Source organism: Acinetobacter sp. CAU_H_78 (assembly GCF_058599365.1).
This window is the reverse complement of sequence record NZ_CM178652.1, coordinates 129,273-144,739: the sequence shown is the minus strand read 5'-3', so window position 1 is coordinate 144,739 and position 15,467 is coordinate 129,273. Positions and strand designations below refer to the sequence as shown.

The following is a 15,467-nucleotide window of genomic DNA, read 5'->3' as shown; positions in this document are numbered from 1 at the left end:
TGATAGCAAAACCAAGATTGTTAGACAAGAATTTAAGAATTAGGCCTAAATCTGTTTGTGATGCTTTTCAAATAACCCCTAAAAGAATAGAATATTTTTCATACAAATATAAATATTCATCTTATTCATTTCTTTGGATTTAATGTGGGAAGGCGATATGCCAGATAAATATGAAGAAGAAGCTCGCCTCCTGCTTCAGGATGCCCTTCAAGATCCTCTTGTTCGTATTCCTGGGTCTTTAAAACCTGCCTACTTTAACCATCAGAAACAGCTCACCCTAAAATACCTGTTGCAGGTGAATCTATTTGCACAGGTAGCATATGCCTCCTACACCCTTGCCGATATTCTGGTACTGAATGACATTATGAATTTACTCATTCTGACCAAGTTAGGCTATACCTTGGTGATCGTGCTGATTACCATCTGGATGTATCATTTTTACCGGAATTTGCCTATATTTGACCTGCTGTTGCCGACCTCGATTATCGGGGCAAGTGCGATCTGGTTTTTTAATCTGAATCAGTCTGAAAGTCCGCATACGCTCATTTATCAATATGCTTCACTGGTCTTTATTGTCTTGGCCAATTTATGTGTGCAGATCCGCTTCTGGCCTAGCCTGATTAATTCTGGTCTGATTACACTGGTAATTTATATTGGTGTGTATTTCAATACCCAAGCTGATCTGTATCAGATGTTCTTGTTTTCCCTGATCTATATGCCGGTATTGACCTTCAGTTTATATATCAGCTGGAGTTCTACACTAAAATCCCGTTTAGTATTCCTGCAACATACCCTGAATGAATATCATCGTCAGACCTTTGAAAATCTCGCCCATACTGATTCGCTGACAGGCCTGAATAATAGACGCTGTTTTGAATATCTGGTGCAACAGCTGATCCAAAAGAATCTCAAACAGCCTGCTCCAATCAGTTTGCTGGTCTTTGATGTCGATCACTTTAAACAGATCAATGACCGTTATGGGCATGATGTTGGAGATCAGGTATTGCAGATGATTGCACAGACTACACGCAATGAAATGCGACGCCATGATGTGCTGGCACGGTATGGGGGTGAAGAATTTATCGCATGCCTGCCTGAAACTTCACTAGATGATGCACTCAAAATTGCCGAGCGTTTAAGACACAAAATCGAGAATATTATGGTCAATCTGGAACATGGGCATCGTCTCGATTTCACCGTTTCAATTGGTGCAGCCATTCTGGAAAGTAGTGAAACGGATTTAATGGCGCTGATTAAACAGGCTGATATTGCCCTGTATCAGGCTAAAGCCAATGGTCGGAACCGAGTCGAGTGTTATGATCCTGAACTTGACCAAGGTTTGCTTGGAGAACTTCAAAACTGGCAGGTTAAACCGGCTTAAATGTCATTTGAAAAATAATAAAAAAGAGCGCCTAAGCGCTCTTTTTTATAGGTAATTTTCGTTAGAAAATTACTCCCATTCAATTGTTGCTGGTGGCTTAGATGAAACGTCATACACCACACGAGAAACTTCAGCAATTTCGTTCATGATACGTGTAGAAATACGGTCAACCAAGTCATATGGGAGATGTGCAAATCGAGCTGTCATGAAGTCGATGGTTTCAACTGCACGAAGTGCGATCACCCATGCATAACGACGGCCATCACCGACCACACCCACAGATTTCACTGGTTGGAATACGGCAAAGGCTTGAGCAGTTTTGTCGTACCAACCGCTTGCGCGAAGCTCTTGCATGAAGATGTCATCAGCAAGACGAAGAATATCTGCATATTCTTTTTTCACTTCACCCAGAATACGAACACCAAGGCCTGGGCCTGGGAACGGATGACGATAAATCATGCTGTGTGGCAAGCCTAGAGTTGTACCCAATTTACGTACTTCATCTTTAAACAGGTCACGCAATGGTTCAACCAGGTCAAATGCCAAGTCTTCTGGCAAGCCACCTACGTTATGGTGCGACTTGATGACATGTGCCTTGCCTTGTTTACTGGCAGCAGATTCAATCACGTCTGGATAAATCGTACCTTGTGCAAGGAAGGTTACGCCATCGAGCTTACGTGCTTCTTCAGCAAAAACTTCGATGAATTCACGACCGATGATTTTACGTTTTTTCTCTGGATCAACTTCACCAGCCAATGCAGAAAGGAAACGGTCTTCAGCATCAGCACGGATCACGCGAATCCCCATGTTGTCTGCAAACATCTGCATTACTTGATCGCCTTCGTTCAAACGAAGCAGACCGTTGTCTACAAATACACAAGTCAACTGATCGCCAATTGCTTTGTGTAGAAGCGCAGCCACAACTGATGAATCCACACCACCTGAAAGACCTAACAATACTTTTTCATTGCCAATCTGTTCACGAAGCTGTTCTACACGCAGGTCAATAATATGTTCTGGTGTCCACAGACCACGACAACCACAAATCTGGTGTACGAAGTTAGACAGTAATTCTGCACCTTTCGAAGTATGTGTCACTTCAGGGTGGAACTGGATTCCATAGAAACGGCGAGTTTCATCAGACACCATGGCAATCGGGCAGCTTGGTGTGCTTGCAGTCACCTGGAAGCCTTCTGGAATACGTGCAACCTTGTCACCATGACTCATCCAGACATGCAGCTGGTTTTCACGGTCTTGCAGCTGACCAATCAGCTGGTCACGTACCACGATATCCACTTCTGCATAACCGAACTCATGTACAGTACCTGGCTCAACTTTACCGCCAAGCTGTTCACACATGGTTTGCAAGCCATAACAGATACCCAGTACAGGTACACCTAACTCAAATACCACTTGCGGCGCACGCGGGCTGCCTTCCAGGTGAACACTTTCAGGTCCACCAGACAAGATGATACCGTTTGGATTAAATGCGCGAATGTCTTCTTCAGACATGTCATAGGCATACATTTCAGAATATACACCAGCTTCACGGACACGACGTGCGATGAGCTGACTATATTGAGAACCGAAATCCAGAATCAGGATACGATCTTCAGTAATTTGAGTATTGGTAGTCATGACAAACAACTATGAAAGGCAAACGAAAGATAAGCGCCGTATTCTAGCATTTTTATTAGGCTTAAGCACACTATTCCCATCAGCATAATAATTAAGCAGTTTATTTTTTAGATGGAATAACGCTTTCGATTCAGCAGAAGAGTCTTCCCTTCTCTCCCCAGAATTCAATATATTTACGCTATTTGGATTTCAACCATTTTAAGATCGGCAAGTTAAGTAGCTATTGAAAGTTTATTTCATCTATCTCTATCACGGTCTTCACTGGGATAGCGTTTAGGGGTAAACATGGGAGCCACCTTTTGATTTTTATTTTAATGACATTTTCATGCTAAGCCTGTTTTATAGGAATTCATCGCCAATTTGTAAGATAAATTTTTAATTCACCCCTCAGGGATGAGCGGGCAATTATTTTCCTTTTCGGTACTGACTTTCATGCCCCAGACTGTTAGGATTTGATCACCTTTTCGCTTGTTTTTTCCCTATGGAACTGCTTGATTTTATCCTCCACGTTGATGATCACCTGCTCGAATTCATTACCAATTACGGCATCTGGATTTATGGCATTCTTTTCCTGATTATTTTTGTTGAAACGGGACTGGTGGTGATGCCGTTCCTGCCGGGAGACAGTTTGCTATTTGCTTCAGGTGCGCTGGCGGCTTCAACGGGTGCTATGGATCCATGGGTACTGATTCCACTACTGTTCACTGCGGCAGTGCTGGGCGACACCTTGAATTATCATATTGGTAAATACATTGGGCCACGTGTATTTGAAATTGAATCACGTTTTATTAATAAAAAACATTTGCTGGCTACCCAGCAGTTCTTTGTCAAACACGGCGGCAAAACCATTATTTTTGCCCGTTTCATTCCTTTTGCACGTACCTTTGCACCTTTTGTTGCCGGTGCGGGAAGTATGAATTATAAATATTTCCTGACCTACAATATGATCGGCGGCTTTCTCTGGATCAGTTCATTTGTGATCCTGGGTTATCTGTTTGGCAACATGCCAATCGTCAAAGACAACTTCACTCATCTGATTTTCGGCATCATTATTTTAAGTGTCATGCCAGGTGTGATTGGCTTTATTCAGCAGAAACTCAAGAAAAATAAAATCGCCTGAAAGCCTAGAATTATTGATTGAAAATTTATTCCAGCCAATTAATCAACAAGGGCACCAGACAAAGCAGTAAAAACAGAGTCGACCCTTTATAAATCAGGTCGGCTTTTCTTTTTGCCGACTCTCCCGCCAGAATCGCTTGTCCGAAGATCATCCAGAACAACGCAACCAGCAAGGCAATCCCAATAAAAATCGCAAAGACCAGAACAAAGTTATTCGGACTTTCCCAAGTGGAGAGCGGCAAGATTCCGGTCGCCAGAAGCGCTGCTTTGGGATTTTTTAGGGTTTCCTTAAACATCTGCCAGGGACGGATCTGAGGATGACTCTGATTATATTGTTCCAGTTGCCGCGCCTTGAATAAATGGAAGGTCATCCAGCCCACACCGATTGCACTCAGCACATGCACCAGTTCCTGAAAACTCGGCCAGATTGGTGAAAACAGATGAACCAGCAGAGCCCACCCATTGATCGCATATAAATACCCCACCAGAATGACGGGAATATACAGACTGGTTTTGGCTGTTCCCTGCTGATAGGCAGAACTGGCCACCAATGCATTGGCAGGTCCAGGGATCATCAGCACTGCTATTGTTGCAAAAACAAAGAGCCAGTTTTCAATCATGGTGGTTAAACATATCAGACAAGGTGATTACCTTAACCAATCTCGTGTTCTGATCACAAGACGAGATCTTTCAAAATTTTATGCGCATCGGTCATTTTTCTGGCAAATACTGTGAATTCTGTCACTTGACCAATCACTTTTAAGATAGAAAAAATGCCGACTTAAAGTCAGCATTTTTTTGATGTTTAGAGGGCTATTTATTGGTGTTTTGACGGATCACAATTGGGCAAGCTTTAAATTTTGCAGCTTGTACAATAGCTTCCTGTTCACCCAGTAGACGTGCCGTTTCAGTGCGCTTGGTATTGGAAGATTGTCCCATATTCACTGATACACTCGGACCAATGCCCCAGCCGCCGCGGCTGCCCCAGCCACCACCGACGCCTACCCCTACGCCGACACCTGTACGTTTAGGCGGCTCAACACCATTATCAAGATACTGCTGAATACGGTTGTATTCACCCTGAAGCTGCTGACAGTTGAGGGTTTGATAATGGGTCGGTGAAACATAGGTCGGTTTGACCGTCGTTGCACAGGCACTCAGCAAGCTAAGTATGCTGATTGCCAGACTTATTTTCACAAGTTTCATAGTTAACTCGATCTTAATGCTGCTCTATCTCATTGAACAATGATTGATAGGCCTGAGTCAATTTATGATCAGTTGCCAAGTGAATTAATGGCTGATTTTTTTGATGTGACTCTTTCATCAGCACCGACGGCGGCAACATGCTATTTAGCACCGGAAGACCTTCATCTTTCAGTTGCTGTACCACTTCTCGCGGCAGTTTTGCCTGAGCCTGAAACTGGTTGACCACGATGCCTTCAATTTCCAGACGCTCATTATGATCGTCCTGAGTTTCGATGACATTCTCAATCAGAGTTTGTAAGGCCCGTTTAGAAAACACATCACAGTCAAATGGAATCAGGACACGGTCTGCAGCAATCAGGGCTGAAAGTGTAAAGAAATTAAATGCCGGCGGAGTATCAATAAACACCCGATCATAATGCTCAGAAAGCGGCTGCAAGGCATCGCGCAGCTTATAAATCTTATGTTTTGATTCCAGTGCATGGGCTAATGTGCCCAAACTCGGACTTGCCGGAATGACATCCAGATTTTTAAAAGGTGATTGATGCAGATAACTTTCCAGCCCTTTAGCCCGGGTCTTGAGAATGGAGCCAATCGCATTACCAATTAAGCTTTTGCTCTGCTGGTTCCCCAATACATCTTCAAAATAGTTTTCAATATTCGGCTCCAGCGCCGGCTTGTCACTCGAATAAGTTGCATCATCTCCTAGTAAATACTGGCTGGAGTTTGCCTGCGGATCAAGATCAATTAACAGAGTTTTAAACCCTTGATGCGCACTGATTGCAGCCAGATTGACTGCAATACTTGACTTCCCCACCCCACCTTTCTGGTTAAATACCACACGAGTATGCATAAACACCCCTCTTTATTTTTCTAATGATCAGTATGTTTGAGTTCATTGACTGATGAATAATTTAGCCAAAATTCGGCTTGATCATGACCAATACCATAATCGCAATAAGTGAAACCACAGCAATAAATAAGCCAGCACGGCGTTGTACCAGCAGGATTGAATCATCTTTTTTATAGGCTTTGCCCAGGGATGAAATCAGCACCAGGAATAAAATGATTTTGGCATAAAACCAAGGCTGTACATCAAAATTCTTTAAAAACAGGGCAATAATCCCAGTTAAGGCAATCACGCTAATAATCAGGTGCTGCAAAGCGACCAGAAATACACGTGCTTTTGGATTCGGTTGATTGCCCTGTGTACCCATAAACAGGGTAATAGCACGCGCAAGAATGGCCACAATGGCCAGTCCTGCCGCAGACATATGAATAATCTTGACTAAAAGCTGGGTATCCATAAAGTCCTCTTAGTTTTTTGGTGCATGTGCACATTCCGGACTAGACGTATCCTGTCCTGTCCACTCTTCAGGCAAGAAAGCATGAATTGCCAAGGCATGAATTTTAGCTTTAGACAGCAAATCACCTGCCGCAGCATAGACCTTTTGATGGCGTTGTACCGCACGCAGGCCAGCAAAGGCTTCACTGACAATCACCGCCTTAAAATGCGATTCCTTACCCGGAAAATATCCACCATGACCCGAAGATTCATTCACGACTTCCAGATAGGTAGGTGACAATTGTGCCAAACGGTCTTTCAGTTGTTGTTCTAAGCTCATGGCCTGACTCCGATTCAAGATATGGGTCCAGTATACCCTGTTCTATCCGCTATTTCGGTGCAAGAAATGTCTGCAATTATTTGATTGTGCCGAGATTTCATTAAATTTTGCATAAATTTTGTCTAATTGTCTGGAAGCACAGAGAGTATTGCTTTTATTTTATGCAATCGACACAAGATTTTTCATAAAGTTATTGACCCTGTTTTTGCATGCTGTATTATACACGGCATGCGGGAATAGCTCAGTTGGTAGAGCACAACCTTGCCAAGGTTGGGGTCGCGAGTTCGAGTCTCGTTTCCCGCTCCAAATTCTTTTTTGTTCATTTTTTAAAGTAAAAAATCGATCGACCCTGCGGGAATAGCTCAGTTGGTAGAGCACAACCTTGCCAAGGTTGGGGTCGCGAGTTCGAGTCTCGTTTCCCGCTCCAGATTCAAAAAGCCCTGATCGAAAGATTGGGGCTTTTTTTATTGTCGTTCTCAATGACTAAATATTCTGACTAACCCTGCTTTTTTCTCAAATTAAGAAAATTTTCTTTAAATCTTGAATCTCTAGAACTCTGGTTCGATTTATCTTTTTAGGGAACTCCTGCTAAAAGGATTGCACTTCATACAGGTTTAAGCATCTAATTCATCCAAGCAATTAATGATAAAAAACCATAAAAAAAGCCCATTTGAGGGGAAATGGGCTTTTGTAAACATCAATATTAACGCTCTAATATGACAATCTGGTTAAATTTCATATCTATAGATTAAAATTTTTTGAGATCCCATTAGATTCCCAATAGTTGCTTACACCATGGAATTGAAATATCCCGAGTTAAAGGGGCTAAAGGCAAGTCTGGATGATTAAGATCAACCCATTGCATTTCCGCAAGTTCAGCCTGAACCTGTGGCTGACTTTTTAACTTAACCTGATACAAATAACTGACCAGCGAATGATTCAATTCGTTCGCAGCCACGGTTTCATATTTGCCAATATAAGACAGTATTTCCATCTCACAGCCTGTTTCTTCCAGAACTTCCCTAGAAAGTGCAGCTTCAGGCAATTCATTGGGTTCCAGCTTTCCGCCCACATGCATAAAGAAATCGGTATCTTTTTTACGAACCAACAAAATCTGATTCTGTTCATTGAGAATGATAGCCGCAGCAATCGTAATCACTTTATTACTCATACTGATTCTACTGCCTTTACGCTTTTATTCCATTTCGGTTCAGGCGCATGATAATGCTCCACAGCATCCAGTACTTCCTCAATTGAACTTGAGGAGATCAAGGCATCGGTAAAACGTGACTGGGTAAATCCAGCCTCAGTCGTTTTCATCAAAAAATTCAGCAATTCATCATAAAATCCGTGGATATTTAAAAATGCACAAGGTTTCTGATGAAGGCCCAACTGCCCCCAGGTCAACTGCTCAAAAATTTCTTCTAAAGTTCCCACCCCACCCGGCAAGGCAATAAATGCATCCGCCAGATCAGACATTTTTGTTTTACGTTCATGCATATTTTTTACTACATGCAGCTCTGTTAACAGCGGATGAGCCAATTCTGCATCGACCAGATTTTGCGGAATCACTCCAATGACCGTTCCACCAGCATGTAAGGCACTATCAGCCACAACGCCCATCAGTCCAGCTCGGCCACCCCCATAAACCAGCGTGATTCCCCGTTTCGCAATAGACTCACCCAAAGCTTGGGCCTGCTCTTTAAAATTTTCGCTATTCCCCATAGCTGAACCACAAAAGACTGCAATAGATTTCATTTTTATCCCCTCATCGATCAGTGTATTCTAACGGCATTAAAATAAAAAATTTGTCTTAAAAACAAGCAAAATAGCCATAATCGGCTAGTTTATCGAAGCGCATGATTCAGAATAAACTTTCACTTCTACAGAAAAATACGGATAATTTTTAGTCAGACTTGTACGCATTGACTTACATCAATTCCGGTTCTTTACGGCTATCCCCAATAGTGGAATTTTCCTATGATACTTACATCAGGAACAGGAAGTTCCATATAACAATGACAATAGATAAGCACAAGGATTGTAAGGTACGACAGGAGTTATACCGAGCTAACCAATACGAAAAACCCCGGCAGGATGCCGGGGTTTTTTATTATTTTTTTATTTAGTCAATCAGGCTGCCAATGACCTGAAATTTTATATTTGGCTATTCTCTGCATGGTGCTACTGATCTCGAATGGGTCAGACAGCAGGATTTGACAAATGCAAGCCAATCCACAAGGATAAGCGAATAAAAATAATCATGAGTAGAACAATATGTCCCATCCGCTTTCCAGCCTTGAATATCAACCTGACATTCTGGGTGAAGGTTATGAACAGGCCACTTTAGAATTCCCGCCAGATACTGAAGGTACAGTAGTTGCCACTTTAGTCCGCAAAAAGGCAGACCAGCCCACCTCTAAAGCTATCCTCTATATTCACGGCTTTATTGATTATTTTTTCCAGACTGAAATGGCAGAGCGTTTTAATCAGCAAGGTTTTGATTTTTATGCACTGGATTTACGTAAATATGGCCGATCCTATTTGTCACATCAGAAACTTTATAATGTCTATCATCTATCAGAATATGATGCAGAAATCAGCCAGGCTCTTGAAATTATTGGACAGGAAGGCCATGATACGGTTTTACTCAGTGGCCATTCTACTGGCGGACTGATTACTACCCTGTATGCAGCACACCATCCGGATCATCCCTTAATTAAAGGCTTATGGCTCAATAGTCCTTTTTATGACTTTAATATGACGCCTTTTGAGAAAAAATTTCTGGTGCCTAAATTAAGCCGTCTGGGAAAACGTTTTCCGGAAATGCTATTTCCTAGCCGCTTAAACCGTCATTATGTGCCAAGTCTGCATATCAGCTATCAGGGGGAATGGCATTTTGATCTGGAATGGAAAAAACCCAGCTATCACTGGGTGCGTCTGAGTTTTGTACATGCCATTCACGAAGCACAAAAAGAAATTCATCAAGGTGTACGTTTAAATATTCCGACTTTGCTGATGCATGCCCATAAAACCACTTATCCCTTACGTTTTAACCGTAATGCTCAAACCAGTGATGTGATTCTTCAGGTACATGACATGATTGAACATGCGCAAAAAATTCAGGGCGATGTGAAACTCTGTTCGATTCAAAATGGGGTACATGATCTGGTTCTTTCAGAAAAACCGGTTCGTGAGCAGGTCTATCAGCAGCTATTTCAATGGCTGGAAAATAAAGCCCTATAAGCCAGATGAATAAGATAGGTAGCAAGCTCTGCCTATCTTATTTTCCAATGATTTTATTTACCTATTTTTCTTGGATATGAAATAAAAATATCAAGCTGATCAGTAATGCTTTTCACATATTAAAATCATTTCATGATAAAAATAAGATATTGAAATCTATAAAGATAATTAATTCTATTTTTATCCAAATGTTGCCTTTTGTAGCAAGCTTGTAAGTATCTATCCTGCGATTTTTTTCCCTCTCTATAGTAGAGCTGAGATGTTGAATCTGAGGGCTTTTGCAGGACAGAAGTGATTCGGCATTCATCAATAATAATCATATTAAGGAATAGAATTATGCGTTATGCAGATCCCAATACTGACGGTTCAAAAGTGCAATTTAAATCCCAATACGAAAACTTCATTGGCGGCAAATGGGTTCCACCAGTCAAAGGTGAATATTTTGATAATGTCTCGCCCGTAGATGGTAAAGCCTTTACCAAAGTTCCGCGCTCATCAGTGGAAGATATTGAACTGGCGCTCGATGCGGCTCATGCCGCCAAACAGCAATGGAATAACAGCTCCCCTACTACCCGTTCCAATATTTTATTAAAAATTGCCGACCGACTTGAGGAAAATCTTGAACTGCTGGCAGTCGCAGAGACTTGGGATAACGGTAAGCCGATCCGTGAAACTTTGGCAGCGGATATTCCTTTAGCCATTGACCATTTTCGTTATTTTGCCGGCTGCATTCGCGCCCAGGAAGGCGGCATCTCGGAAATTGATGAAGACACCATTGCCTACCATTTTCATGAGCCATTGGGCGTCGTGGGTCAGATTATCCCGTGGAACTTCCCGATTCTGATGGCTGCCTGGAAACTGGCACCTGCCCTTGCAGCCGGAAACTGTATTGTGCTGAAACCCGCTGAACAGACACCGGTGAGTATTTTGGTGCTGGTTGAGTTAATCCAAGATCTGTTGCCTGAAGGCGTATTAAACATCGTGAATGGCTACGGCGTTGAAGTCGGCCGTCCACTGGCGACTAATCCACGCATTGCCAAGATTGCCTTTACCGGTTCTACCGCTGTGGGTCAGTTGATTATGCAGTATGCGACTGAAAATATTATTCCTGTGACTTTAGAACTTGGAGGTAAATCACCAAACTTGTTCTTTGCCGACATCATGGATCAGAAAGATGACTTCCTGGAAAAAGCTCTAGAAGGCTTTACCATGTTTGCCCTGAATCAGGGTGAAATCTGTACTTGTCCATCACGTGCGCTGATTCAGGAAAGTATTGCCGACCAATTCTTGGAACTCGCAGTAGAGCGAGTGAAAAAGATCAAGACCGGCCATCCGCTGGATACCGAGACTATGATCGGTGCTCAAGCTTCTCAGGAACAGCAGGACAAGATTCTCGGCTGTATTGCAACGGGCCGTGAAGAAGGTGCGGAGATATTGTTAGGCGGTAATGAGCGTCAGGAAGTGGGACAAGGTTTTTATATCGAGCCAACGATTTTTAAAGGTTCCAATGACATGCGCACCTTTCAGGAGGAAATTTTTGGACCGGTACTGGCAGTGACCACGTTCAAAGACTTTGATGAAGCCATCAAGATTGCCAATGATACCATTTATGGACTCGGTGCCGGTGTCTGGTCACGTTCAGCACACACCTCTTACCGCGCGGGTCGTGCGATTCAGGCCGGTCGGGTCTGGACCAACTGCTATCATATCTACCCTGCTCATGCAGCCTTTGGGGGATATAAAAAATCCGGGATTGGCCGTGAAAACCATCGCATGATGCTGGATCATTATCAGCAAACCAAAAACCTGTTAGTGAGTTATTCAACCAAACCAGCAGGCTTCTTCTAAACTGATCTAAATTCGGGTGGACTTCGGTCCGCCTGATTCATTTATTATTTCAAACAGAATTTTAAACTGATTGGTAAAAAATTCATAAAAGGAAGAATGGGGGGAGGTATACGTATTTTTAGGGGCTGTATTAAACTAATCAATAAAACTGCATAAAAAATAATAGATTATTTATAGTTATGTTGATTTTAAATAAGTTTGTTATTTTTTATGCTTTCTGATCGTTTAAAAATCCAGCATAAAGCCTGTGCTTTCATTTAAAGTCGACTTTTCATGCTACGCAAGACTGTGTATAACAATGAACCCCTGAGGGAAAGCAATAAGCATAGGCAAAATTGCTTAAAAAGCGTTAGACTATGCAGTAATAATGTCATGATTCGGTCTGGTATAGATCAAAAAAGAAGGTGAAGGTTGATGCCGCTCAATACAGTTGAAGAGCTTGTAGCAGATATCCGTGCAGGAAAAATGGTTATCCTGATGGATGACGAAGACCGTGAGAATGAAGGCGATCTGGTGATTGCTGCGACCCACGTGCGTCCTGAAGACATCAACTTTATGATCACCCATGCGCGTGGTCTGGTTTGCCTGACTTTAAGCAAAGAACGTTGCCAGCAGTTAAATCTACCTTTGATGGTGGATGCCAACGGTGCTCAGCACGGAACCAACTTCACCCTTTCAATTGAAGCAGCCAACGGCATTACTACCGGTATTTCTGCAGCTGAACGTGCGCATACCATTCAAACTGCGGTGGCTGCGCATGCCAAACCAAGTGACATTGTACAGCCAGGACATATCTTCCCATTAATGGCACAGCCAGGTGGCGTATTGCACCGTGCTGGTCATACTGAAGCCGGTTGTGACCTGTCTCGTCTTGCGGGTCTGGAACCTGCATCTGTAATATGCGAGATCATTAAAGAAGACGGCACTATGGCACGTCGTCCAGATCTTGAAATTTTCGCAGAAAAACATGGCCTGAAAATCGGGACTATTGCTGATCTGATCCATTACCGTATGACCAATGAGCAAACGGTTGAGCGTATTGATCAGCAAACCATAGATACTGAATACGGTGTGTTTGATCTCTATCGTTACCGTGAAATTGGCAACCCGGACATTCATTTAGCACTGGTAAAAGGTCAGCCTAAAGATGGCGTGACGACTGTACGTGTGCATGGCTTTAATCCGACACGTGATCTATTAAAGCTGAACAAGCAAGATGGTGAACCGGCTTGGAATCTGGACCGTGCCTTAAAAGAAATTTCAAACAGTGATCGTGGTGTTCTGGTCTGGATTGGCCAGCGTCATTTACAGGACTTAGGCCCTGCCCTAGATGCACTTACCGCACCAAAAAATGTAAAATCCAATGCTGCACTTTCCCAGCAGTATCAGACCATTGGTGTGGGCGCACAAATTTTACGTGACCTCGGCGTGGAAAAAATGAAGCTGCTTAGCTCTCCATTACGTTTCAATGCCCTGTCCGGCTTTAACTTAGAAGTGGTGGAATACATCACCGCACAACAAACATCAGAGAAATAATCGAGGTTCCTATGGCAGTTCGCCGTATTGAAGGTATGTTGCATCTCGCGAACGAAGACCGTTATGCGATTTTAGTTGGTCGTTTTAATAGCTTTGTTGTTGAACATCTGTTAGAAGGTGCCATTGATACATTGAAACGCCATGGCGTATCAGAGGATAATATCACTGTTGTTCATGCACCTGGTGCTTGGGAACTTCCTGTGGTTGCGAAAAAACTGGCAGCTTCAGATCGTTTCGATGCCATCATCGCGCTGGGCGCTGTGATTCGTGGCAGCACGCCTCACTTCGATTTTGTAGCTGGTGAATGTGCCAAAGGTTTGGGCGTGGTTGGCCTGGACACTGGCTTACCAGTGATTAATGGTGTATTGACTACGGATAGTATCGAACAGGCGATTGAACGCTCGGGTACAAAAGCAGGAAATAAAGGTAGTGAAGCTGCCTTGACTGCTATTGAAATGGTTAACTTGTTAAAGGCTATTTAACGCTATGTCGCAAACACTTCAAGCAACTTATGCAGCAAAACGTAAAGCACGTCGCTTTGCTGTACAAGGAATTTATGAATGGCAGATGAGCCACAATCCGGTGCATGAGATTGAAGCACGTACTCGTGTAGATAATGCCATGCACAAAGTGGATCTCAGCTATTATCATGAATTGTTGACTCAAGTGGTTGCCAATCATGAAGCATTGGATGCTTTGCTTATCCCTGTGCTGGATCGCGAACTTTCTGCACTTGATGGTGTAGAACTCGCTACACTTCGCCTAGGCGCTTATGAACTCAAAGAACACCTTGAGATTCCATACCGCGTGGTTCTGGATGAAGCAATTGAGTTAGCTAAACACTTTGGCGGTGCAGACAGCCATAAATACATCAATGGTGTATTGGACCGTTTAGCGACAACTTTACGTGCAGCAGAAAAACAGCAAGCCAACTAGTCTAGTCGAATTGTTGTATGGCTGAGTTTTCGATTATCGATACCTATTTTAATCGTCAGAATAAAAATTCTGTTGATTTAGGCGTTGGCGATGACTCAGCCTTGCTCACCCCTCCTCCACAGCAACAACTAGTCATCTGTGCCGACACCCTCGTTGCTGGACGTCATTTTCCTTTAGACACCGATCCTCATGCGATTGGCTGGAAATCTGTCGCTGTTAATCTTTCTGATATTGCTGCGATGGGCGCGACCCCGCATAGTATTTTACTTGCCTTGAGCCTACCCCAAATTGATCATGACTGGCTAAAAGCCTTTAGTCAGGGTCTCTATGATTGCTGCGATCAATTTGGTGTGAGTTTAATTGGTGGTGATACCACCCAAAGCCCTCATTTGACCTTATCTGTGACTGCCCTTGGTTGGGTAGATACAGGACAAGCTGTGCCACGTTCAGGTGCCAAGCCTGATGATCTGATTTGTGTATCCGGTACAGTGGGTGATGCAGCTTTCGCCTTAAATCATCTCGGTCACCCATTACAGAAACGTTTGGATTATCCAACCCCACGCTGTCAGTTGGGTACTGCCTTAAAAGGCCTAGCCAACAGTATGATTGATGTCTCGGATGGCTTGGCACAAGACTTAGGGCATATTCTTAAGGCATCAGGTGTAGGTGCAAAGCTAACGCTTGAAAAATTGCCGATCAGTCCTGCCCTGCAGGCAGTAAGTGATGAACAGCGTTGGCAATATGCACTCGCGGGTGGTGATGACTACGAGTTATGCTTTACAATAAGCCCGCAAAATTATGAAAAATTATTGCAAAAACAGCTGGATGTTTCGATTAATATAATTGGCTCCATTCAGCAGCAACACGGTTTAACTTTTGAAAAAAATGGCGTAGATCATTTACTTCAATTTAACGGGTATCAACATTTTGCATAA

At 43.1% G+C, this 15,467-nt stretch carries 16 protein-coding genes and 2 tRNA genes; 10 read left to right on the top strand and 8 right to left on the bottom strand.

Annotation, left to right across the window (positions count from 1 at the left end; all coding sequences use genetic code 11):
- Positions 1-157: 157 nt before the first annotated feature.
- A complete protein-coding gene (locus tag AC4MCD_RS00660; protein WP_491876391.1) occupies positions 158-1,381 on the top strand; it encodes a GGDEF domain-containing protein in 1,224 nt (407 codons plus the stop codon).
- A gap of 69 nt (positions 1,382-1,450) precedes the next feature.
- Here AC4MCD_RS00660 and guaA read toward each other — a convergent pair whose 3' ends face one another.
- Positions 1,451-3,019 (bottom strand): glutamine-hydrolyzing GMP synthase, encoded by a 1,569-nt coding sequence (guaA, locus tag AC4MCD_RS00655; RefSeq protein WP_005233328.1) that lies wholly within the window; start codon positions 3,017-3,019, stop codon positions 1,451-1,453.
- Positions 3,020-3,500: 481 nt separating this feature from the next.
- On the opposite strand from guaA, the gene AC4MCD_RS00650 reads away from it, so the two are divergent.
- On the top strand, positions 3,501-4,139 hold the full coding sequence (locus tag AC4MCD_RS00650) for a DedA family protein (RefSeq protein WP_034704672.1): 639 nt from the start codon (positions 3,501-3,503) through the stop codon (positions 4,137-4,139).
- A 25-nt stretch (positions 4,140-4,164) separates the two neighbouring features.
- Here AC4MCD_RS00650 and AC4MCD_RS00645 read toward each other — a convergent pair whose 3' ends face one another.
- The 5 genes from AC4MCD_RS00645 to AC4MCD_RS00625 all read right to left on the bottom strand — a co-directional run bounded on the left by AC4MCD_RS00645 (position 4,165) and on the right by AC4MCD_RS00625 (position 6,966).
- Complete coding sequence (locus AC4MCD_RS00645) at positions 4,165-4,758, bottom strand: threonine transporter RhtB (RefSeq protein WP_419375110.1); 594 nt, start codon at positions 4,756-4,758, stop codon at positions 4,165-4,167.
- A gap of 193 nt (positions 4,759-4,951) precedes the next feature.
- Complete coding sequence (locus AC4MCD_RS00640) at positions 4,952-5,344, bottom strand: hypothetical protein (RefSeq protein WP_034704676.1); 393 nt, start codon at positions 5,342-5,344, stop codon at positions 4,952-4,954.
- Positions 5,345-5,357: 13 nt separating this feature from the next.
- Positions 5,358-6,194, bottom strand: coding sequence for a ParA family protein (locus AC4MCD_RS00635; RefSeq protein ID WP_491876390.1), 837 nt, complete (start codon positions 6,192-6,194; stop codon positions 5,358-5,360).
- Between the two features lie 61 nt (positions 6,195-6,255).
- Entirely contained in the window at positions 6,256-6,648 is a 393-nt protein-coding gene (locus AC4MCD_RS00630) for a SirB2 family protein (RefSeq protein ID WP_491876389.1), read from the bottom strand.
- 9 nt (positions 6,649-6,657) lie between these two features.
- Positions 6,658-6,966 carry a BolA family protein gene (locus AC4MCD_RS00625; protein WP_419375109.1) on the bottom strand — a complete coding sequence of 103 codons (309 nt, stop codon included), beginning with the start codon at positions 6,964-6,966 and terminating at the stop codon, positions 6,658-6,660.
- A gap of 230 nt (positions 6,967-7,196) precedes the next feature.
- Here AC4MCD_RS00625 and AC4MCD_RS00620 point away from each other — a divergent pair.
- Together AC4MCD_RS00620 and AC4MCD_RS00615 are read left to right on the top strand one after the other, a co-directional pair.
- Positions 7,197-7,272, top strand: a tRNA-Gly gene (locus tag AC4MCD_RS00620).
- A gap of 45 nt (positions 7,273-7,317) precedes the next feature.
- Positions 7,318-7,393 (top strand) — tRNA-Gly (locus tag AC4MCD_RS00615).
- A gap of 342 nt (positions 7,394-7,735) precedes the next feature.
- Here the strand turns inward: AC4MCD_RS00615 and AC4MCD_RS00610 are convergent.
- Together AC4MCD_RS00610 and AC4MCD_RS00605 are read right to left on the bottom strand one after the other, a co-directional pair.
- Entirely contained in the window at positions 7,736-8,137 is a 402-nt protein-coding gene (locus AC4MCD_RS00610) for an NUDIX hydrolase (protein ID WP_034170792.1), read from the bottom strand.
- A complete protein-coding gene (locus AC4MCD_RS00605; RefSeq protein WP_180131447.1) occupies positions 8,134-8,724 on the bottom strand; it encodes an LOG family protein in 591 nt (196 codons plus the stop codon). Before AC4MCD_RS00605 ends, AC4MCD_RS00610 begins: the two co-directional genes overlap by 4 nt.
- Before the next feature lie 519 nt (positions 8,725-9,243).
- Between AC4MCD_RS00605 and AC4MCD_RS00600 the strand changes: the two genes are divergently transcribed.
- The 6 genes from AC4MCD_RS00600 (at position 9,244) to thiL (ending at position 15,467) form a co-directional block, all read left to right on the top strand.
- Complete coding sequence (locus AC4MCD_RS00600; protein ID WP_419365042.1) at positions 9,244-10,212, top strand: alpha/beta hydrolase; 969 nt, start codon at positions 9,244-9,246, stop codon at positions 10,210-10,212.
- Positions 10,213-10,548: 336 nt separating this feature from the next.
- The gene (gene exaC / locus AC4MCD_RS00595) at positions 10,549-12,060 is read left to right on the top strand and encodes an acetaldehyde dehydrogenase ExaC (protein ID WP_166135102.1); all 1,512 of its coding nucleotides are present in this window, start codon (positions 10,549-10,551) and stop codon (positions 12,058-12,060) included.
- A gap of 414 nt (positions 12,061-12,474) precedes the next feature.
- Positions 12,475-13,596, top strand: coding sequence for a bifunctional 3,4-dihydroxy-2-butanone-4-phosphate synthase/GTP cyclohydrolase II (gene ribBA / locus AC4MCD_RS00590; RefSeq protein ID WP_179992743.1), 1,122 nt, complete (start codon positions 12,475-12,477; stop codon positions 13,594-13,596).
- A gap of 11 nt (positions 13,597-13,607) precedes the next feature.
- The gene (gene ribH / locus AC4MCD_RS00585; RefSeq protein WP_004280926.1) at positions 13,608-14,078 is read left to right on the top strand and encodes a 6,7-dimethyl-8-ribityllumazine synthase; all 471 of its coding nucleotides are present in this window, start codon (positions 13,608-13,610) and stop codon (positions 14,076-14,078) included.
- A 4-nt stretch (positions 14,079-14,082) separates the two neighbouring features.
- A complete protein-coding gene (gene nusB, locus AC4MCD_RS00580) occupies positions 14,083-14,532 on the top strand; it encodes a transcription antitermination factor NusB (protein WP_005233270.1) in 450 nt (149 codons plus the stop codon).
- A 17-nt stretch (positions 14,533-14,549) separates the two neighbouring features.
- Entirely contained in the window at positions 14,550-15,467 is a 918-nt protein-coding gene (gene thiL / locus AC4MCD_RS00575; protein WP_491876388.1) for a thiamine-phosphate kinase, read from the top strand.

Bases quoted from the DNA above. Each gene is read 5' to 3' on its own strand.
- guaA (WP_005233328.1), bottom strand. From the start codon at position 3,019: ATGACTACCAATACTCAAATTACTGAAGATCGTATCCTGATTCTGGAT.
- AC4MCD_RS00610 (WP_034170792.1), bottom strand. From the start codon at position 8,137: ATGAGTAATAAAGTGATTACGATTGCTGCGGCTATCATTCTCAATGAA.
- AC4MCD_RS00605 (WP_180131447.1), bottom strand. From the start codon at position 8,724: ATGAAATCTATTGCAGTCTTTTGTGGTTCAGCTATGGGGAATAGCGAA.
- ribBA (WP_179992743.1), top strand. From the start codon at position 12,475: ATGCCGCTCAATACAGTTGAAGAGCTTGTAGCAGATATCCGTGCAGGA.
- ribH (WP_004280926.1), top strand. From the start codon at position 13,608: ATGGCAGTTCGCCGTATTGAAGGTATGTTGCATCTCGCGAACGAAGAC.
- AC4MCD_RS00630 (WP_491876389.1), bottom strand. From the start codon at position 6,648: ATGGATACCCAGCTTTTAGTCAAGATTATTCATATGTCTGCGGCAGGA.
- AC4MCD_RS00640 (WP_034704676.1), bottom strand. From the start codon at position 5,344: ATGAAACTTGTGAAAATAAGTCTGGCAATCAGCATACTTAGCTTGCTG.
- AC4MCD_RS00650 (WP_034704672.1), top strand. From the start codon at position 3,501: ATGGAACTGCTTGATTTTATCCTCCACGTTGATGATCACCTGCTCGAA.
- nusB (WP_005233270.1), top strand. From the start codon at position 14,083: ATGTCGCAAACACTTCAAGCAACTTATGCAGCAAAACGTAAAGCACGT.
- AC4MCD_RS00660 (WP_491876391.1), top strand. From the start codon at position 158: ATGCCAGATAAATATGAAGAAGAAGCTCGCCTCCTGCTTCAGGATGCC.
- AC4MCD_RS00635 (WP_491876390.1), bottom strand. From the start codon at position 6,194: ATGCATACTCGTGTGGTATTTAACCAGAAAGGTGGGGTGGGGAAGTCA.
- thiL (WP_491876388.1), top strand. From the start codon at position 14,550: ATGGCTGAGTTTTCGATTATCGATACCTATTTTAATCGTCAGAATAAA.
- AC4MCD_RS00625 (WP_419375109.1), bottom strand. From the start codon at position 6,966: ATGAGCTTAGAACAACAACTGAAAGACCGTTTGGCACAATTGTCACCT.
- exaC (WP_166135102.1), top strand. From the start codon at position 10,549: ATGCGTTATGCAGATCCCAATACTGACGGTTCAAAAGTGCAATTTAAA.
- AC4MCD_RS00600 (WP_419365042.1), top strand. From the start codon at position 9,244: ATGTCCCATCCGCTTTCCAGCCTTGAATATCAACCTGACATTCTGGGT.
- AC4MCD_RS00645 (WP_419375110.1), bottom strand. From the start codon at position 4,758: ATGATTGAAAACTGGCTCTTTGTTTTTGCAACAATAGCAGTGCTGATG.